Annotated in this window: 19 protein-coding genes; 9 read left to right on the top strand and 10 right to left on the bottom strand. The window is 75.0% G+C overall.

The features are described from left to right. The first annotated feature begins 98 nt into the window (after positions 1-98). A complete protein-coding gene (locus ACYP53_RS18405) occupies positions 99-746 on the top strand; it encodes a DedA family protein (protein ID WP_189922520.1) in 648 nt (215 codons plus the stop codon). Between the two features lie 55 nt (positions 747-801). Here ACYP53_RS18405 and ACYP53_RS18400 read toward each other — a convergent pair whose 3' ends face one another. Beyond that, positions 802-1,299 (bottom strand): hypothetical protein, encoded by a 498-nt coding sequence (locus ACYP53_RS18400; protein ID WP_459648112.1) that lies wholly within the window; start codon positions 1,297-1,299, stop codon positions 802-804. 194 nt (positions 1,300-1,493) lie between these two features. On the opposite strand from ACYP53_RS18400, the gene ACYP53_RS18395 reads away from it, so the two are divergent. Next, a complete protein-coding gene (locus ACYP53_RS18395; RefSeq protein WP_459649784.1) occupies positions 1,494-2,561 on the top strand; it encodes a polyprenyl synthetase family protein in 1,068 nt (355 codons plus the stop codon). A gap of 76 nt (positions 2,562-2,637) precedes the next feature. On the opposite strand, the gene ACYP53_RS18390 is transcribed toward ACYP53_RS18395, so the two are convergent. Beyond that, complete coding sequence (locus tag ACYP53_RS18390) at positions 2,638-2,865, bottom strand: hypothetical protein (protein ID WP_189922524.1); 228 nt, start codon at positions 2,863-2,865, stop codon at positions 2,638-2,640. Between the two features lie 399 nt (positions 2,866-3,264). Between ACYP53_RS18390 and ACYP53_RS18385 the strand changes: the two genes are divergently transcribed. Together ACYP53_RS18385 and ACYP53_RS18380 are read left to right on the top strand one after the other, a co-directional pair. Then, complete coding sequence (locus ACYP53_RS18385; RefSeq protein WP_045694210.1) at positions 3,265-3,468, top strand: cold-shock protein; 204 nt, start codon at positions 3,265-3,267, stop codon at positions 3,466-3,468. A 162-nt stretch (positions 3,469-3,630) separates the two neighbouring features. Continuing rightward, positions 3,631-3,954, top strand: coding sequence for a putative quinol monooxygenase (locus ACYP53_RS18380; protein ID WP_189922526.1), 324 nt, complete (start codon positions 3,631-3,633; stop codon positions 3,952-3,954). Positions 3,955-4,049: 95 nt separating this feature from the next. Here the strand turns inward: ACYP53_RS18380 and ACYP53_RS18375 are convergent, their stop codons facing one another. Then, positions 4,050-4,442 (bottom strand): hypothetical protein, encoded by a 393-nt coding sequence (locus tag ACYP53_RS18375; RefSeq protein WP_189922527.1) that lies wholly within the window; start codon positions 4,440-4,442, stop codon positions 4,050-4,052. 340 nt (positions 4,443-4,782) lie between these two features. Between ACYP53_RS18375 and ACYP53_RS18370 the strand changes: the two genes are divergently transcribed. From ACYP53_RS18370 to ACYP53_RS18355, 4 genes are all read left to right on the top strand, one after another. Beyond that, the gene (locus ACYP53_RS18370) at positions 4,783-6,027 is read left to right on the top strand and encodes an ABC transporter substrate-binding protein (protein ID WP_459648111.1); all 1,245 of its coding nucleotides are present in this window, start codon (positions 4,783-4,785) and stop codon (positions 6,025-6,027) included. 5 nt (positions 6,028-6,032) lie between these two features. Then, complete coding sequence (locus ACYP53_RS18365; RefSeq protein ID WP_459648110.1) at positions 6,033-6,974, top strand: carbohydrate ABC transporter permease; 942 nt, start codon at positions 6,033-6,035, stop codon at positions 6,972-6,974. After that, positions 6,971-7,828: a carbohydrate ABC transporter permease gene (locus ACYP53_RS18360; RefSeq protein WP_189922531.1), complete on the top strand. Its 858-nt coding sequence runs from the start codon at positions 6,971-6,973 to the stop codon at positions 7,826-7,828. The genes ACYP53_RS18365 and ACYP53_RS18360 overlap by 4 nt, the downstream gene beginning before the upstream one ends. Before the next feature lie 75 nt (positions 7,829-7,903). Next, positions 7,904-9,088, top strand: a complete 1,185-nt coding sequence (locus ACYP53_RS18355) for an ABC transporter ATP-binding protein (RefSeq protein ID WP_459648109.1) — start codon at positions 7,904-7,906, stop codon at positions 9,086-9,088. 55 nt (positions 9,089-9,143) lie between these two features. Here the strand turns inward: ACYP53_RS18355 and ACYP53_RS18350 are convergent, their stop codons facing one another. Next, positions 9,144-9,527, bottom strand: a complete 384-nt coding sequence (locus ACYP53_RS18350; RefSeq protein ID WP_459648108.1) for a cupin domain-containing protein — start codon at positions 9,525-9,527, stop codon at positions 9,144-9,146. Positions 9,528-9,709: 182 nt separating this feature from the next. Then, positions 9,710-10,978: an MFS transporter gene (locus tag ACYP53_RS18345; protein ID WP_229929039.1), complete on the bottom strand. Its 1,269-nt coding sequence runs from the start codon at positions 10,976-10,978 to the stop codon at positions 9,710-9,712. Positions 10,979-11,210: 232 nt separating this feature from the next. On the opposite strand from ACYP53_RS18345, the gene ACYP53_RS18340 reads away from it, so the two are divergent. Beyond that, entirely contained in the window at positions 11,211-11,510 is a 300-nt protein-coding gene (locus ACYP53_RS18340; protein WP_459648107.1) for a hypothetical protein, read from the top strand. Positions 11,511-11,563: 53 nt separating this feature from the next. Here the strand turns inward: ACYP53_RS18340 and ACYP53_RS18335 are convergent, their stop codons facing one another. The 5 genes from ACYP53_RS18335 to ACYP53_RS18315 form a co-directional block, all read right to left on the bottom strand. Then, positions 11,564-13,012: an amidase gene (locus ACYP53_RS18335; protein ID WP_459648106.1), complete on the bottom strand. Its 1,449-nt coding sequence runs from the start codon at positions 13,010-13,012 to the stop codon at positions 11,564-11,566. Beyond that, complete coding sequence (locus ACYP53_RS18330; protein ID WP_459648105.1) at positions 13,009-14,112, bottom strand: methyltransferase domain-containing protein; 1,104 nt, start codon at positions 14,110-14,112, stop codon at positions 13,009-13,011. Before ACYP53_RS18330 ends, ACYP53_RS18335 begins: the two co-directional genes overlap by 4 nt. A 111-nt stretch (positions 14,113-14,223) precedes the next feature. After that, positions 14,224-17,409, bottom strand: a complete 3,186-nt coding sequence (locus tag ACYP53_RS18325) for an ATP-binding protein (protein ID WP_459648104.1) — start codon at positions 17,407-17,409, stop codon at positions 14,224-14,226. Positions 17,410-17,529: 120 nt separating this feature from the next. Next, positions 17,530-17,979: a universal stress protein gene (locus tag ACYP53_RS18320; protein WP_189922545.1), complete on the bottom strand. Its 450-nt coding sequence runs from the start codon at positions 17,977-17,979 to the stop codon at positions 17,530-17,532. A gap of 113 nt (positions 17,980-18,092) precedes the next feature. Next, complete coding sequence (locus ACYP53_RS18315) at positions 18,093-18,656, bottom strand: YbaK/EbsC family protein (protein WP_459648103.1); 564 nt, start codon at positions 18,654-18,656, stop codon at positions 18,093-18,095. Positions 18,657-18,720: the final 64 nt, after the last annotated feature.

Here is an 18,720-nt window from a genome sequence, read left to right as displayed (position 1 = left end):
CCAACCGGCCCGGCCAACCCGCCACCCGTCCGACCCGCCACCCGTCCGACCCACCACCCGTCCGACCGATCCGCTCCCGCGAAAGGGCGCCGCACGCGATGAACCTGTCGTCGAGCCTTCTGGCCGTCAACCCGTTGGACGCGGGATCACTCCTCGGCGCGTTCGGCGCCCTCGGGATCGCCGTGGTGCTGTTCGCCGAGACCGGCCTGCTGGTCGGCTTCTTCCTGCCCGGCGACTCGCTGCTGTTCACGGCGGGCCTGCTGTGCACCACCGGCACCCACGGCGGCCCGCACCTGGACCTCGCCCAGGTCCTCGCCGCCTCGGCCGTCGGCGCCCTCGCCGGCGCCCAGGTCGGCTACCTGCTCGGCCGCCGCGGCGGCCGGGCCCTGCTCGCCCGCTCCCGCAACAAGCGCCTCCACGAGGGGGCGGCGCGGGCCGAGGAGATCCTGCACCGCTACGGGCACGCCAAGGCCGTCGTCCTGGCCCGCTTCGTCCCGGTGGTACGCACCGTCCTCAACCCGCTCGCGGGCGCGCTCGGCGTCAGCGCCCGCACCTTCACCCTCTGGCAGGTCGTCGGCGGCCTGGTCTGGACGTTCGGACTGGTCCTCGCCGGGTACGCGCTCGGCTCCTCCGTACCGAACGTCGACCACTACCTGCTGCCCATCGTCGCCGTCGTGGTCGTGGTGTCCCTGCTGCCGCTCGTCCTGGAACTGCTGCGCTCGCGCCGCCGGGACGGCAGGCGCTGACGGCCGGCGCCCTGGCACCCGCCCCCGAATACCCGCGTCGTCCACGCTCCGACCGTTACCAGCGTCCCTCACCTGCCGGTGGCCAGCCCTGCCCGGGGGCCTGCCGGCCGGGTGGAGTCGCCGCGGGCCGCAGGGGGGTGACCCGGGCGGTGTCCGAGGAGGTGCGGAGCGTCTGCGTCGCGGCGGGCAGTCGGGTGGCCGCGGGGGAGGGTACGGGGGCGTGGGCGGGGACCCGATCCAGGCGTAGGACGAAGTTCGGGTAGTCCAGCGGCTTGCCGGGGAAGTCCTGGTCGCTGCTGGTCAGCAACTGGCCGAGGACGCCGTCGCGTTCGAGGAGGGGACCGGGAATCACCCGCACGTTGGGTCGCCATCTGCGGTCCCACGGCAGGTACTCCAGCGACAGCGTCCAGCTCTCCTCGTCCACGGCCAGCGTGGCGCCCGGCCGGCCGGGGAGCACCCGGGTCCCGTAGGGGCCGCGGACGACCGCCCGTTGCTCGAAGTCGGAATTCCGCGTGAGCACGGTGATCCTCCACGGGCCGTGGAATGTGAGCATGGCCGCGTTCCTGACGTCGTCGCGCGCCGCCGACCGGCCCGCACCCGACCTGGTCCACGGCTCACCACCGCAGGGGCGTTCACCCGGGTGGCGAGGAGGGCGGCGTGGACGGCCCGACGGCGGGCAGAGCCGGAGCCCGGGTGCGGGGGCGGCCCGGGGCGGATGCGAGGGTAGGCCTCGTGAACGAGACGATCATGGCAACCGCCCGCGAACGAGCCGCCCGGCACCGGCGCGCGTTCGACCTCCGCTTCGAGGCCTACTTCGCCGCCCTGCCGGAGCGCCTCGACACACCGCCGCTCAGCCGCTTCACCCCGCGCTGCCTGGAGCTGCTGCGGGACCTCTCGCTGCGCGGCGGCAAGCGGCTGCGGGTCGCCCTGCTGTACGAGGCCGCCCGGCTGGTGACCACCGACCCGGTGCCCGGCCTGGCGGAGGCCGCGCTGAGCATCGAACTGCTCCAGACGCACGGGCTCGTCCACGACGACATCATCGACGACGCGCCCGTACGCCGGGGCGGCCCCTCCACCTACTACGCCTACCGCGAGGAGTTCCCGGAGGCGGACCGCACCGCACTCGGCCTGGCCGTCCTGGCCGGGGACCTCGCCGCCTTCCTCGCGATGCGGGTCCTGCTGGAGGCGGACGTCCCGGCCGAGCTGCGCCAGGCGATGCTGGAGGTGCAGCTGAACGCCGGCGCCCAGACGGTCGCCGGCCAGATCGTCGACCTCGAACGCGACTTCCGTCCGCTCCCGGACGAGGAGTTCCTGCACACCGTCTGCGAGTACAAGTCCACCCGGTACTCCGTGCTCGCCCCGCTGCGGCTGGGGCTGCTGGCGGCCGGCGAGGACCTGGCCCGCCACGACGCACGGCTGCGCCGGTACGCGACGCTGGTCGGCATCGGCGGCCAGCTGCGCGACGACTACCTCGACCTGTTCGGGGACGAAGGCGCCACCGGGAAGTCCACCGGCGCCGACCTGCGTGCGGGGCGTCGCAGCTACGCCCTGACCGCTCTGCTGGCGGGCGCGGACGAGGCGCAGCGGGCCGTGGTGGAGTCCGCGCTCGGGGACCCGCACTGCCCCGCCGAGACGGTCGAGCGCGTCCGCGAGCTGGCCCGGCTGCTGGGCGTGGACGGGAAGCTCCGCTCGGACATGCGCCGCTGTGCCGAGGCGGCCCGTGCCGAAGCCGAGGGCTGGCGCCCGCACTGGCGCGCGGAGGCGGTGGCCTTCTTCGAGGGCCTGCCGCTGTCGAACGTGGTGCCGGGCGGGTGAGCGGGCGGGTGAGTGGGGGCCCGGGTTCCGAAGAGCCCTCGCGTCACCGAGGGGCCTTCGGCTTGCCCGGGCCGGGTCAGAGCTTGAACATCGCCGTGTACGGGTGGGCGATGCGTTCCTGTCGTGCGCCGAAGTCGACGAGTACCGCGATGTCGCCCTGACCCTCGACGCCGATGACCCGGCCGAGGCCGAATCCGTCATGGGTGACCCGGTCGCCGACGGCGAAGTGCTTGCGTGGTGGCTCCGCCGGTCTCTTGAAGGGGCTGGTGGGCAGGGGGCGGCGGCCTGCAGAATAATTTGTCATTCCCACCAGTATGCGCCCGGAAACGTCGGCGTGGGCCGCTCCGGCGCGGTCGAGACCGAGTCGGTACCGCATCACCCTTCCCGGGGATCCCGCGGCCCCCGAGGGTGCGGCGGCAGGCTCAAAGGGGCTGGTCCGCACGCGTGTTGACCGTCCTCCCGGACCGCTGCCGGCCGTCGCGGGGGGAGGCCCCGGAAAATCGGGGGTGAAGCGTCCCACCACGGCGGGCCGCGGCCTGCTACAGTCGACTTAGTTGCAGTAGTGGTTCCCATGAACTTTGTGTGCGCCTGCTGATGTATTGCAGGCGCATTTTTTGTTCCCCGGTTCTTCCGGTGGGCACTCCATGCGGTGACTCGAAGTTCGCACGGTGCGTGCTTCGGACAGCCTTGAAGGAGATATTTAATGGCTAATGGCACTGTGAAGTGGTTCAACTCGGAGAAGGGCTTCGGCTTCATCGAGCAGGAGGGTGGCGGCCCCGACGTCTTCGCCCACTACTCGAACATCAACGCCAACGGCTTCCGTGAGCTGCTCGAGGGCCAGAAGGTCGAGTTCGACGTCACGCAGGGCCAGAAGGGCCCGCAGGCGGAGAACATTCGCCCCCTGTAGTTCTGCTGTGAGGGCATCCGCCTGAGCAGTGAGGGGCCCGCACCGCGCATGCGCGGTGCGGGCCCTTCGGCATTCCCACGGCACCTCGCGATTTCCGCGACACCTCGCGGCCTGCGCCGACGCCCGGGCCGTGGGGCCTTTCTGCTGAACTAGACTCGGCACATGATCTTCATTGTCGTGAAATTCCAGGTCAAGCCCGAATACGCCGAGTCGTGGCCGGCCCTCGTGGAGGACTTCACGCGCGCGACCCGGGACGAGCCCGGCAACCTGTGGTTCGAGTGGTCGCGCAGCGTCGAGGACCCGCACACCTACGTCCTCACCGAGGCGTTCCAGGACGGTGCCGGTGAGGCGCACGTCACCTCGGACCACTTCCGGGCCGCGATGGAGACCATGCGTCCGCTGGTCGAGCGCGCGCCGCAGATCGTGAGCACCGTCATCGAGGGCGCCGACGGGTGGTCCAAGATGGGCGAGCTCGGTCTCGACTGAGCGCCGACGGCGCCGACGAGCGCCGACGAGGACCGGACGAACCGGCGTGACGGGGTTCCCGTCACGCCGGTTCGGCTTCTCCCGGCGCGCGGGCCTCAACCCGTGATCGGCCTCAGCGCGGCGGTCATCGTCGCCGCCATGCCGGAGGCGCCGTTGTAGGAGCCGACGGTGGCGTCGTGGTAGGCGTTCACGATGTCGTCGCCGGCGACCTGGTTGCGGTCGCCGATGATGACGGTGCCGTAGTTGCCGCCGGTGGCCTGGGCGGCCTCCATGGCGGCACCGGCCACCCCGCTCCCGCCGTTGTGGGAGCCGACGGTGGCGTCGTTGCCGGCGTTGATGATGTCGTAGCCGGCGACCTGGTTGTCGTCGCCGATGATCACCGTCCCGTGGTTGCCGCCGGAGACGACCTCGGCGCTCGCGGCGGTCGGTACGGCGGCGAGGCCGGCGGCGGCGAGCAGGACGAGCGTCCGGGCGATGTGACGGTTCATGGGGGATTCTCCGCTTCTGTCAGTAGGTGTCCCTGGGCGGGCGAGAGGTGACAGTAGGCGGAGCCCTCCGGACGGCGGGTGATGGTCCGCCGCCCGTGGTGTGTCGGGCGGGGCCGCCGGGGGCCGGTCGGCTCAATCGCCCCGGTGCAGCGGCCTTCCGAGGGGAGCGCTCGCGACCCTGACGAGGGTTCACCCGTCCGGCTGGCCGACGGCGCGGCAGACGGGGGAGCCGCGGCGGAGCCGGGCTAGGGTCGGCGGGGCCGGTCCGCCCCACCACCGGGCGCACTCCGCCCACCACGGGAGAACGATGCCGAGGGTCCCCAGTCTCCGCTCGCGGTGGATGAGCGCCGCCGCCGGGCTGGCCGTGGTCGCCTCCGCCCTCGCGGGCTGCGGAAGCGGCGGGCAGGGCGGCCCCGTCACGCTGAACTGGTACAACTTCCCGGACGACTCCGGCGCCCTCCAGCAGGCGGCCGACCGCTGTGGGCAGCGATCCGGCGGGCGCTACACCATCCGCTACAACAAACTGCCGCGCGGCGCGGACGGCCAGCGCCAGCAACTGGTGCGCCGGATGGCGGCGCACGACACCGGGGTCGACATCCTGGGCCTGGACGTCACCTGGCCCGCCGAGTTCGCCGAGGCCGGCTGGATCCGCGAATGGGCCGGCGAGGCGCGCGAGCGGGGCACCGCCGACACGCTCGACGCGGCGGTGCGCACCGCGACCTGGCGGGGCCGGCTGTACGCGGTCCCGTACAACTCCAACACCCAACTCCTCTGGTACCGCGACGACCTGGTGAAGACCCCGCCCAGGACCTGGGCCGAGATGCTGGCCGCCGCCGAGGACCTGGCCCGCGCGGGCAAGCCGCACCGGGTGGAGATCCAGGGCGCCCAGTACGAGGGGCTGACGGTCTGGTTCAACACGCTGGTCACCAGCGCCGGAGGGTCGATCCTCACCCCCGACGCGCAGGCGCCCTCGCTCGGCGCACCGGCCGTCGCGGCCGCCACGGTGATGCGGGACCTGGCGAGGTCCGTCGCCGCCGACCCCTCGCTGCCCAACCAGATGGAGGACCAGAACCGGCTCGCCATGGAGTCGGGCACGGCCGCCTTCGAACTCAACTACCCGTTCGTCTACCCCTCGATGAAGGCCAACCGGCCCGAGCTGTTCCCGCACTTCCGCTGGGCCCCGTACCCCGCCGTCACCCCCGACCGGCCCGCCAGCGTCACCATCGGCGGCATCGACCTCGCGGTGGGCGCCTACAGCCGGCACGCCGAGCTCGCCTTCGAGGCCACCCTGTGCCTGCGCGACCGGGACAACCAGCTCACCAACGCGCTGGAGGGCGGCCTCCCGCCCTCCCTGCGCAGCCTCTACCAGGCGGCGGAACTCACCCGCAGCTACCCCTTCGCGGCCGAGGTGCTCACCGCCCTGGACTCCGCCGGCCTCCGCCCGCAGACCCCGGCCTACCAGAACGTCTCCATCGCCGTCTCCCACACCCTCTCCCCGCCCGCCGACATCCGCCCGGAGAACGACGTGGCCGACCTCCGCGGGCAGATCCAGGACGCCCTCGGCTCGAAGGGGCTGATCCCGTGACACCCGTGACACCCGCGACACCGACCGCCGGAGCCCGCGCCGACGCCCCCCGGAGACCGGCCGGTCCGTCCCGCGGCGCCCGCCAGGAACGCCGGCTCGGCCTGCTGCTCTGCGCCCCGGCCGTCCTGGTGATGCTCGCCGTCACCGCCTACCCGATCGGCTACGCCGTCTACCTCTCGCTCCAGCGCTACGACCTGCGCTTCCCCGCGCAGGCGCACTGGGTCGGGCTCGCCAACTACGGCGCCGTGCTGACCTCGACGTACTGGTGGCAGGCGCTCGGCGTCACCGTGCTGATCACCGCGGTGTCGGTCGCCGTCGAACTGGTCCTCGGACTGGCGCTCGCCCTGGTGATGCACCGCGCCGTCTTCGGCCGGGGCACCGTCCGCACCGCCGTCCTGGTCCCGTACGGGATCGTGACCGTCGTCGCCGCCTACTCCTGGCAGTACGCCTGGACACCGGGCACCGGTTACCTGGCCGCCCTGCTGCCGGAGGGCAGCGCCCCGCTGACCGAGCAGTGGCCCGCCGTCGCCCTGATCGTCCTCGCCGAGGTGTGGAAGACCACCCCGTTCATGGCCCTGCTCCTGCTCGCGGGCCTCGCGCTGGTGCCCGAGGAGACCGTCCGGGCGGCGATGGTGGACGGCGCGGGCTTCGGGCAGCGGCTGCGCCTGGTGATCCTGCCGCTGATGAAGCCGGCGATCCTGGTCGCCCTGCTCTTCCGCACCCTGGACGCCTTCCGGATCTTCGACAACATCTACGTGCTGACCGGCGGCTCCAACGACACCGGATCGGTGTCGATCCTCGGCTACGACAACCTCTTCACCGCGCTCAACCTCGGCATCGGCTCGGCCGTCTCGGTCCTGATGTTCGGCTGCGTCGCCCTGATCGCCCTGGTCTTCGTCAAGCTGTTCGGCGCGGCCGCCCCGGGCGCCGGACCGGAGCGCCGATGAGCGCCCGTCCGAGCACCCGCCTGAGCACCCGTCAAGCCCGCAGCCTCACCGGCTGGGGCATCGCCAACCTGGCCGTCGTGCTCTACGCGCTCTTCCCGGTCTGGTGGATCGTCGCGCTCTCCTTCAAGGACCCGGCCACCCTCTCCGACGGCGACTTCGTGCCGCGCACCTGGACCTGGGCCAACTACCGGGGCATCTTCCGGACCTCGGAGTTCACCCGGGCCCTGGTGAACTCGATCGGGATCGCGGTGATCGCCACCACCGTCGCCGTCGTCCTCGGCACCATGGCCGCCTACGCGGTGGCCCGGCTGCGCTTCCCCGGCAAGCGGCTGCTGATCGGGGTCTCCCTGCTGATCGCGATGTTCCCGCCGATCTCGCTGGTCTCGCCGCTGTTCGACATCGAGCGGGTGCTCGGCCTCTTCGACACCTGGGCCGGGCTGATCATCCCGTACATGACCTTCTCGCTGCCGCTGGCGATCTACACGCTCTCGGCCTTCTTCCGGGAGATCCCCTGGGACCTGGAGAAGGCCGCCAAGGTCGACGGCGCCACCCCCTGGCAGGCGTTCCGGCTGGTCATCGCGCCATTGGCGGCGCCCGGCGTGTTCACCACCGGCATCCTGGTCTTCATCTTCTGCTGGAACGACTTCCTGTTCGCGATCTCGCTGACCTCCACCACCTCGGCCCGGACCGTCCCGGCCGCCATCGCCTTCTTCACCGGGAGCTCCCAGTTCGAGCAGCCGACCGGCTCGATCGCGGCCGCCGCCGTGATCATCACGATCCCGATCGTGGTCTTCGTGCTGCTGTTCCAGCGCCGCATCGTCGCCGGGCTGACCGCCGGCGCAGTCAAGGGCTGAGGCCCGCAGGACCCACAGGACTCGCAGGACCCACAGGATGAGACCGCCCCACCCGGCGGACCAGGAAGGCGGACCGTGGCGGAGATCGTCCTCGACGGCATCACCAAGCGCTACCCGGACGGCGCCCTCGCCGTCCGCGGCGTCGACCTCACCATCGCCGACGGCGAGTTCGTGATCCTGGTCGGCCCGTCGGGCTGCGGCAAGTCCACCACGCTCAACATGATCGCCGGGCTGGAGGACATCACCGAGGGCACCCTGCGGATCGCCGGACAGGTCGTCAACGACCGCGCGCCCAAGGACCGGGACATCGCGATGGTCTTCCAGAACTACGCCCTCTACCCGCACATGAGCGTGCGCGACAACATGGGCTTCGCGCTGCGCCTGGCCAAGGCCGACAAGGCGACCATCGCCGCCAAGGTGGAGGAGGCCGCGCGCATCCTGGACCTCACCCAGCACCTCGACCGCAAGCCCGCCAACCTCTCCGGCGGCCAGCGCCAGCGGGTCGCGATGGGGCGGGCGATCGTCCGCGACCCCAAGGCCTTCCTGATGGACGAGCCGCTCTCCAACCTCGACGCCAAGCTCCGGGTCCAGATGCGCACCCAGATCGCCGCGCTCCAGCGCCGCCTCGGCACCACCACCGTCTACGTCACCCACGACCAGGTGGAGGCGATGACGCTGGGCGACCGGGTGGTCGTCATGCGGGCCGGCGTCGTCCAGCAGGTCGGCTCGCCGCAGGAGCTGTACGACGAGCCGGTGAACCTGTTCGTGGCCGGGTTCATCGGCTCGCCCGGCATGAACTTCCTCGGCGCCGCGCTCGCGGAGAACACCCTGCGCACCTCGCTGGGCGCGCTGCCGCTGGACGACCGCACCCGGCGCGTCCTGGAACACGCGGACGCGCCGCGCGACCTGATCGTCGGCATCCGCCCGGAGGACTTCGAGGACGCCGCCCTGGGCGAGCACACCGGCGGGGCCGTCTGCACCGTCACCGTCGAGGTCAGGGAGTCCGTGGGCTCGGACGTGTACGTCCACTTCGCGGAGGAGGGCGGGCCGGTGCCGACCGAGGAGCTCGCCGAGCTCGCGGCCGACTCGGGCCGTGCCGACACCGGCCTGCAGGAGCACCGCGTCGTCGCGCGGCTGAGCACCGCGACCCGCGCCGCCGAGGGCGGCCCGCTGGACCTGTGGGTCGACACCGCGCGGATCCACGTCTTCGACCCCCGCACCGGGGCCAACCTGACCCACCCGGAACGCGCGGCGGGGTAGCCGGTCACCCCGGCTCGGGAGCCGGGCCCTCGTCACGGAGGGCACCGCGGTGGTGTCAGGCTGCTCCGCCCTGCTGGCGGCTCATCCAGTCCGTGATGGCCTCCTCGGTGCGGGCGAGCTCGTCGGTGGGGCTGAACTGCAGCAGCTCGGTGCCGGCGTCGACGTACGGGCGGTGGCCCGGCGGCTGGTAGAAGGCGTCACCGGCCTCGTACACCTCCTCCTTGTCCCCGGAGACGAAGCGCAGGCGGCCGGCGATGACGTAGCCCCAGTGCGGGCACTGGCACGACCCGTCGGGCAGGGCCTGCAGCGGGCCGTCCAGGTCGGCGTCGGCGGCGAAGGAGACGAATTCGACGGTGTACCCGTCCATCTCCTCGCGGCGGTCGGTCACCGGCCCGAACTCCTGGACCCGCGTCGCGGATTGCTTGGAAACCTTCGGCATCGGTACGGCTCCTCTCGGTGACGACCCCCGAGACTTCCCGTCATGTCGAGTCGACCACCCCGGACGGCCGGGCGCATCCGGGGTGGGGAGGGCCGGGGGTGTCAGGCGCTTGGCGCCGGGGAAGGCCGGCCTTCCTGAGGTGAGCCGTCCCTTACTCTCTGCGATTCGTTGTTCCACGGTCATCAGCTGGTGCTTTCCCCGGCCGGGCGGACGGCCACGAGCAGGGCCAGGGCCGCTGCCTGGACGAGCGCCACCGTCGCGACCAGGGCCGGCACCGACACCTCGTACAGCGTGCCGGTCAGGGCGCCGCCCGCGAGGGTCGCGACGCCGACGACGGCGGCGAACACGCCGTAGGCGGTGGCGCGGTGACCGGTCGGCACCAGGTCGGCGACGGTGGCGCGCAGCGTCGACTCCTGCACGCCCATCACCGCTCCCCACAGCAGGACGCCGGCGACCACGGCGGCCCGGGTGCCGCTGAAGGCGAGCGCGGTCATCGCGGCGACCAGCACCGGCAGCACCGCGAGGACCCGCGGGCCCACCCGGTCGTACAGCCAGCCGGTGGCGAGCGCGACGACGGCGTCCGCGAGCATCGCCGCCGCGTACAGCACCGGCACCAGCGACGCGGACACCAGGTGACGGTGGACCAGGTGGAAGGAGACCACGCCGAAAGTCGCGAAGCCGGTGGTCGTCGCCGCGGTGAAGGCCGCGTACACCCAGAACGCGCGGGGCAGCCGGGCGCGCCGGCCCGCTTCGCCGTCCGCCGGGCGGGTGGCGGCGGGCTCGTAGCGGGCGGGCTCGGGCACCCGGGCGCGCAGCCACAGCAGCAGGGCGAGCGCCGCCACGCCCGGGACGGCGAGGACGCCCAGCGCGGGCCCGTAGCCTCCGGTCACCGCCAGCACCCCGGCCACGGTCAGCGGGCCGATCACCGCCCCGAACTGGTCGAGCGCCTCGTGCACCGCGAACCCCCGGCCCCGGCCGGTGGCGGCGGTGGCGTGCGAGAGCAGGGTGTCCTTGGCGGGGGACCGTACGGCCTTGCCGACCCGCTCGGCCACCACCAGCACGCACGCCGCGGTGAGCGTCCCGGCCACGCCCAGCAGCGGCACGGCGGCGACGGTCAGCGCGTACCCGGCGACGGTCAGCGCCCAGAACCGGCCGGTACGGTCCGCCAGCGGCCCGGACAGCAGCCGGAGTCCGAGGGCCGCGGCCTCCCCGGCGCCGGTGACCACGCCGACCACCAGCGCCGACGCGCCCAGGGAGGCCAGCAGCGGGCCGGTGACGGACCGGGCGCCCTCGTAGACGAAGTCCGCGAGGAGGCTCACCACACCGAACCAGACGACGAACCGCCACGGCCGCAGGCCCGGCGACCGCTCCGCCGGGGCGGCGGGCCGGTCCGGCCCCGAGGGGTCCGTGCCGGGGTCCCTGCCGGGGTCCGTTCCGGGGTTCGTCCCCACGATGCCTCCGCGATCGCCGAGCCGGTGAACGACGGCTCCCGGCCCGGGCCGTTGGGTGCGGGTGCGGGTGCGGGTGCGAGACCGGCGCGGGATCGGGATCGGCCTCACGATAGCGGAGCCCGCGGGCCGTTCCCGGTACCGGCCGAGGTGCGTACGGGCGGGAGCGGGAGTTGGCTGGAACCACGGGGTTCCGGACCCCGACGCAGCGGCCGGGAGTGAAGGGAGCGGTGTCATGGCTGTGGTGATGTCGATGCGCTGGGCCGGGGTCACGCCCGGGCAGTACGACACCGTGCGGGACGAGGTGCGCTGGGAGGAGCTCGCGCCGGCCGGCGCGCACCTGCACGTCGCCTGGTTCGACGCGCAGAGCCTGCACGTGACCGACGTGTGGGAGTCCCAGCAGGCCTTCGAGGCGTTCTTCGCCGAACGGCTGGCGCCCGCGGTCGAGAAGGCCGGCATCGCCGGCGAACCCGAGGTGGCGTTCAGCCCGCTCCACCGGCGGTTCATCGTCGAGGGCGTCACCGGCGCCGCCTGAGCGCGGACCGCGGGTGCTCCGCGTGGGCACCCGCGCTGCCGTGACGCGGCACGTCAGCAGCCGCCCGGAGCTCGTCGGGACCACGGGCGGGCCCGTTCCAGCTGCCCGGCGAGGCGCAGCAGGGTGGCCTCCCCACCGGGTCGGCCGAGGACGTGCACACCGATGGGCAGGCCCGTCGCGGAGTGGTACAGCGGGACGGACATCGCGGGCGCCCCGGTGAGGTTGGCGACGACGGCGGGGAAGGCGACGAACGGCGCGGCGGCGCGGGCGGTGCGCCAGGGGTCGTCCTCGGTGGAGGTCATCTCGCCGAGCGGGAGCGGGGGTCGGGCCAGCGTCGGGGTGAGCCAGAGGTCGTACCGGGTGAGGAACCCGGCGACGGTCCGGGCGAAGGACTGCAGGGTGGTGACGGCCAGCAGGTAGTCGCCCGCGGAGACCCGGCGGCCGTGCTCCCAGGAGGCCAGGGTGTACGGCTCCAGCTCCTCGGGCCGTGGCGGGCGGCCGAGTTCGCGGGTCCAGTAGGCGACGATCCAGGCCATGGCGGCGCCGAAGACGGTACCGATGGCGTCGCTCACCTCGTCGGTGAGGCCGGGCAGGTGCGCCTCGGCCGGTTCGTGTCCGAGGCCCGCGCACAGCCGGACGGCGTCGTCGAGCGCGGCGGCGCAGTCCGGGTGGACGGGGTGGCCGCCGGCGGTGCGCAGGCTGTACGCGATCCGCAGCCGTCCGGGCTGCCGGTCCACCTCGGCGCGGAACGGACCGGCCGCCGGGGGAGCGGGGTACGGGTCGCCCGGCTCGGGCCCGGCGACGGCGTCCAGCAGGGCGGCGGAGTCGCGCACGGTACGGGTGAGGGCGTGCTCGGCCGCCCAGCCGCCGAAGGCGTCGCCGTACGCGGGGCCCAGCGGCACCCGGGCGCGGCCGGGCTTGAGGCCGAACAGGCCGCAGCAGGAGGCGGGGAAGCGCAGCGAGCCGCCCGCGTCGTTGCCGTGGGCGGCCGGGACGAGCCGGGCGGCGACGGCCGCCGCGGATCCCCCGGAGGAGCCGCCGGTGGTGCGGGTCCGGTCCCAGGGGTTGCGGGTGGGGCCGTGCAGCAGCGGCTCGCAGGTCGGGCTCATGCCGAACTCGGGGGTGTTGGTCTTGCCGAGGAGGACCAGCCCGGCGGCGCGCAGCCGCCGGACGAGTTCCTGGTCGCGGCGGGACACGTGGTCGCGAAGGAAGGCCGAGCCCTCGGTGAAGCGCACCCCGGCCTGCTCGGTCGCGAGGTCCTTGAGCAGGTACGGGACACCGCGGAACGGGCCGTCGGGCAGCCCGGCGCGGACCTGGTCCAGGGCGCGGTCGAAGGCGGGCGTGATCACCGCGTTGAGGCCCGGGTCGAGCCGCTCGATCCGGGCGATCGCCGCGGTGACCAGCTCCTCGGCGCTCACCGTCCCCGCGCGCACCAGGGCCGCCTGGTCGGTGGCGTCGAGCGCGGTCAGGGCGTCGGCGTCGGAGGCGGTGAGCGTGGTCACGGCCGGGCCTCCAGGAGGATGTTGAGCGGTGCGCTGTCCTCGGCGACCCGCCGGACCCGGGTGAACCCGCCCGCCGCGAGCACCTCGCGCAGCCGGGCCTCGCCGGCCATCGTGCCGAGCGCCGCGGCGCCGGTCTGGGCGAGCGAGGACGGGGTGCAGACCAGGGTGGAGATCGCGTAGCCGACGCGGGCGTACGGGTTGGCGAAGTCGTCGGCGAAGCGGTCGGCGGCCAGCGGCTCGACGACCAGGACGGCGCCGCCCGGTGCGAGCGCGGCCCGGGCGTGCGCGGCGGCGGTGACCGGGTCGCCCATGTCGTGCAGCGAGTCGGTGAAGGTGACCAGGTCGTAACCGTGGCCGGGGAAGCCGGCGGCGTCGGCGACCTCGAACGCGGCCCGTCCGTCGAGCCCGGCCTCGGCGGCGGCCGCGCGGGCGTGGGCGACGGCGGAGTCGTCGGGGTCGAAGCCGGTGACGGTGGTGCGCGGCCACCGCTGGGCGATCAGGATCGAGGACAGGCCGTGGCCGCAGCCGATGTCGGCGACCTCGGCGCCCGCTTCGAGCCTGGGCACGATGCCCTCGACGGCGGGGATCCAGGCGGCGATCAGACCGTGCACGTAGGCGGGGCGGGTGAAGCGTTCCTGGGCCAGCCCGAGTGCCGGGTGGTGCTCGCCCCAGCCCATGCCTCCGCCGGTGCGGAAGAAGCCCTCGATCCGGTCGAGGTCCGCCCAGAGCGCCGTGAGGCCGGGGAAGACACCGATCAGCGCGGTCGGGGACTCGTCGTCGGCGAGGACGGCGGCGTACGCGTCGGTGAGGGTGAAGGTGTCCGCCGCGGAGTCGTACTCCAGGTAGCCGGCGACGGCGACGCCGCGCAGCCACTCCCGGACGTACCGCTCGACCAGGCCGGTGCGGTCGGCCAGCGCGACGGGGGTGAGGGGGCCGGCCCCGGCCAGGGCGCGGAACAGGCCGAGCCGGTCGCCGAGCACGACCAGCGGTGCGGTGCAGTTGACGCCGAGCTCGCCGAAGACGTGGCCCACGGCGGCTTCCAGCCGCTCGGGGTCCACCGTCGTCGCGGACGGGGTCGGGGTTTCGGTCGATGTGGCCATCTCGATCACCTCTTGGGAAGTCCTGGTGACCGGGAGGCGTGAGGAACCGCCTCACACCCCGTGAGGCGGACGGTGGTCGGGTCGGCGGCCGGTCGTCGGGAGGGCGGACGGTCACAGCCGCCAGCGCACGGGTTGCTCCGGGCGGTAGGCGCAGGACCGTCCGGTGGTGACGGAGGCGGCGAGGTGCCGGCCGAGCTCGGGGTGCTCGCGTTCGATGTGCCGCAGGGCGTCCCGGATCCGGGCGGTGACGGTGGTGCGGGCGCGTTCCCCGGCGTCGCCGAGGCGGCGGGGGCGCCCGCCGAGGCCGTAGGCGCCGCGCAGCTCGGTGACCAGCGCGTCGCGCTCCTGCTCGGCCCGGTCCAGCCCGGGCAGGTCGTCGCGGTCGCGGGCCTCGGCGATCTCCTCGTCGAGGCGCTCCAGCCGGGCCCGGTAGGCGGCGCGGGCCCGTTCGTCGGCGCGTTCGTCGCTGCCGGTGGGCGGGAGGTCCTCGCCGCCCAGCAGCCGGGTGGCGGGGAGCTCCCGGCCGGGGGAGGAGAGCAGCAGCGCCAGGTCGTGCAAGCCCTTGGCGTCCTTGAGGACCACCGTGCGGCCGCGGTACCCGAGCGTCCACAGCTGCCCGTCCCGGTGGAAGACGTGGTCGTCGTCCGTCCGGGCCAGCGCGGCGCGGGCCCCGTCGCGCAGCCAGTCCAGGCCCAGTTCGGCGGCGGTGGCCTGGGCCTGGCCGAGCAGCAGCCGGCCGCGTTCGCCCGAGGGCTCGTGGGCGCACAGCGCCCGGCCGAGTTCCAGCCGGGCCCGGACCGCGAACGGCCGGGCGCCGAGCCGGTCGGCGGCGTCCAGGGCGTCCGTCAGGTGCCGGACGGCCTCCGGCCCGTCGGCGGCCAGGCCCAGGTAGAGCGCCACCGGGCCCAGCACGGCGACCCCGCCGCCGACCACGATGGTCTCCTCCGCGTACGGGAGCAGCCGCCGGTAGCGGTCCGCGCGCACCTCCGGCACGTCGGCCGCGACGGCGATCTCCACGTCGAAGGCCAGGCCGGCCAGCGCCCGCCAGCGGAAGCGGGACAGGTCCTCGGCCGGGGGCAGGGCCCGCAGGACGGCGGCGGCCGCCTCGGTCTCGCCGGCCGCCAGGTGGTCGAGGCAGCGCCAGTGCGGCAGGAACTCGGGCGGCAGCCCGGCCTCGCCGTACTCGGCCAGGGCCGCCGAGACACCGGTCGGCCCCGCCCGGGCCAGCGCACCGGCGATCCGCTGGGTGGCGGCCACCCCGGCGCCGTCCGGTTCGCCGATCGCCTCGGCGAACTCGGCGGCCTCGTCGGACAGTTGCTCGGCCTCCCGGAAACGGCCGCGGAGCAGGGCCCAGGCGGCCTCGCGTGAGCGGACCAGGTAGCGGGCGCGCGGCAGCCGGCACCGCCCGGCCGCGTCCGCCGCCCGGTGCAGCGCCTCCGCCGCACCCGGGTCGGCGAGTTCCAGCAGGGCCACGAAGCGGCACAGGGCGCCCTCGAACTCCAGCGCCGCGTCCCGCGCGTCCACCGCCGCCGCCACCAGGCCGTCCGCGAGGGCCAGCCGGCGGTGTGCGGTGCCCGGCGCCCACTCGACGTCGTGCCGCGCGAACAGCGCGGTGGCCAGCGCGTGCGGATCACCGGCGGCGCGCGCCCGGTCGGCCGCCCGCCGGGCGAGTTCCCGGGCCAGGTCGGGCTCCCGCTCCGGGCCGTCGGCCAGCTCCCTGGCCAGGGCGGCCAGCACCTCGGCGTGCACGGCCGGGTGCGGCCCGCCGGCCAGGGCCGCCTCGGCGCGCTCCAGCCAGCCGACCACCACACGCGGCGAGTCACCGCTGCGCACGCCCGCCTGGTGCAGCCCCAGCGCGGCCGCCGCCAGCAGCTCGGGCCGGTTCCCGGCTCGGGCGGCCGCCTCGGCGAGCCCGGCGAACCGGCGGGCGGCCGAGTCCCGCGCCCCGGCGCGCAGCTCCGCCCCCGCCAGGGCGGCGCGCAGCCGCAGCGCCGCGGGATCGTCCGGGGCGGTGAGCCGGACGGCCTGGTGCCACCAGCGGGCGGCCTCCTCGTACGCCAGCAGGCCCATGGCCTCCTCGGCGGCCAGGACGGCGTGACGGACCGCGGGCTCCACCGGGCCGAACGGCAGCGCCTGCCCGTGGTGCCAGGCCAGCTCGGCCGGTCCGGCGGTGCCGGCCAGGGCCCGCGCGGCGGCCAGGTGGGCCTCGGCGCGGCGGGCCGGATCGAGCCGGGCGACGAGCTCCTCGCGGAAGAGGTCGTGGACGAAGCGGTAGCCGTCGGGGCCGTCCCGGGCGACGATCCGGGCGAGCAGGGCGGGCTCCAGCAGGCCGGGGACCTCGGCGGCGGGCCGCGCGGTGACGGCGGCCAGCCCGGCGACGGTGAAGGTGCGGCCGAGCACCGCGGCGCCGCCCAAGGCGCGGGCCGTGCGGTCCGGCAGCCGGGCCAGGCGCCGGGCCACCGTCTGGCCGACGGCGGTGGGCACGGTCGGGTTGTCGCTGCCCGCCGGGTTGCCGCTGCCGGCGGCGCGCAGCCGGGCGACCTGCTGGACGAAGAAGGGGTTGCCGCCGGTCCGCCGGTGCACCAGGGAGGCGGTCTCGGCCGTCGCAGGTGGTCCGCAGCGGTTCAGCAGCGTTCCGACCCCCGTCGCGTCCAGGCCGCCGAGCAGCACCACCTCGGCGCCGGGCAGCGCGGGCAGCGGGTGCCCGGCGGGCAGTTCGACGTCCCGGTAGGTGCCGATCAGCAGCAGCGGCTCGTGCCGGGCGCGCCGGCCCAGGTGGCCGAGCAGCAGGACCGAGGCGGTGTCCGCCCACTGCAGGTCGTCCAGGACCACGACCAGCGGGCGGCCGTCCCGCAGCAGCAGACCGGCGATCCGGTCGAACAGGGCCAGCCGGGAGTCCTCGGCGGCGGCCGTGGCCGGCTCCCGGGGCGTGGTCGGCTCCGGGACGGTGGTCGGCTCCGGGACTGCGCCCGGCTCCCGGGCCGTGGCCGGATCCCGCACTGTGACCGGCGCCCGGACGAACGGCTCCGCCCGCCCGGTGACGGCGCGCACGACCTGCTGCCAGGGCCAGAGCCCGGGCGCGGCGCCGCCGTCCTCGCAGCCTCCCCACACCGCCGTCAGCCCGGCGCCGCGGGCGTAGCGCACGACCTCGGCGGCGAGCGCGGTCTTCCCGATCCCGGGCTCCCCGGCCAGCAGCACCAGGGCGCCGCGGCCGGCGGCGGCGTCGTCCACCGCACGGCACAGGGAGGTCAGCAGCGCCGCCCGGCCGACGAGGTCCGACTCAACCGGCGAGCCCACACCGGCATTCTCCCACCGGGGCGGCCGGGTGCGCCGGGCGCGTCAGGCGCGCCGGGTGGACGGCGGGCGTCGGGCGGGTCGGCGTCGGGTGGGTCGAGGGCGTCGGGCGGGTCGGCTCCGTCACGCGGAGCCGGTCTCCGGGCGGACGATGACCACCGGGCAGGCGGCGTGCTGCGCGCAGCGGGTGCTCACCGAGCCGAGCAGGGCGCGGGTGAAACCGCTGTGGCCGTGGCTGCCGACGACCAGGATCTCCGCGCCCCGCGAGGCGTTCAGCAGGACGTCCGAGGGGTCGCCCAGCACCATCGTCGTGCGGACCTCCACCGGGCGGTCCGCGCCTAGCACCGTCCGGAGCTCGTCGGTGAACCGCCGCTCGGCGAGGTCCCGGTCGAAGGACATGTCGACCACCGGCGCCGACCAGCCGACGCGGCTCGGCGGCTCCCACGCGCCCACCGCGTCCACGACGCCGCCGATCAGCGTGGCGTGCCGGAGCGCCCAGCGCAGCGCGGCGTGCGACGACGGCGAGCCGTCGACGCCGACCACCACGCGGGGAGCGGAGTCGTGCGCGTCCATGTGCCACCGTCCTGTCGGTCGTCGCCCCTGCCACCACGGTGCGGGCCGTCCGGAGCCGCCGCCAGCACGGGTCCGGCACCCGGGTGACGGTCGCGGCGGCCCCGGGTGCGGGCTCAGCCGGCCAGGCCGGGTAGCACCTCGGCGCCCGGCAGCCGCGCCAGTGCCCAGCCGGGGAGGATCAGCTTGCCCCGGCGCCGACCGCTGCCGACCAGGACGTACGGGGCCGCAGCCACCGCCTCGTCGATGAGCAGCGGCCAGCCGGCGGGGAGGCCGACGGGGGTGATGCCGCCGTACTCCATGCCGGTCAGCTCGACCGCGGTGTCCATCGGGGCGAAGGAGGCCTTGCGCGCGCCCAGGTGGGTGCGGACCGTCCGGTTGACGTCGACGCGGGTGGTGGCCAGGGCCAGGCACGCGGCGTGGGTGATCTCGCCGGCCCGCTTGGCGGCGACCACCACGCAGTTCGCGGACAGCTCCGGCGGGGTGTCGTAGGCCTCGCAGAACACCGCGGTGTCGGCCTTCCCGGGGTCGGTGTCCACGTAGAGCACGGAGGTGGCGGCCTCCCGGGCGTCCCAGTTCTTCAGGGCGTCGGCCACCGGGCCGGCGAGGTCGTCGCCGACCTCCAGTGCCGCGAAGGCGGCCGGGAAGGATCCGAAGGGCGGGCGTACGGGCTCACTCATGCCCGGACTGTAGCGCGGCCGCCCGGTGGTGCGGGCGGCCACCGGGGTTCCGCCGTCCGGACCA

It is taken from the genome of Kitasatospora sp. Ki12 (assembly GCF_054601375.1).
Note: the sequence above shows the minus strand (reverse complement) of the source record. Positions and strands in the feature narration are given on the sequence as shown.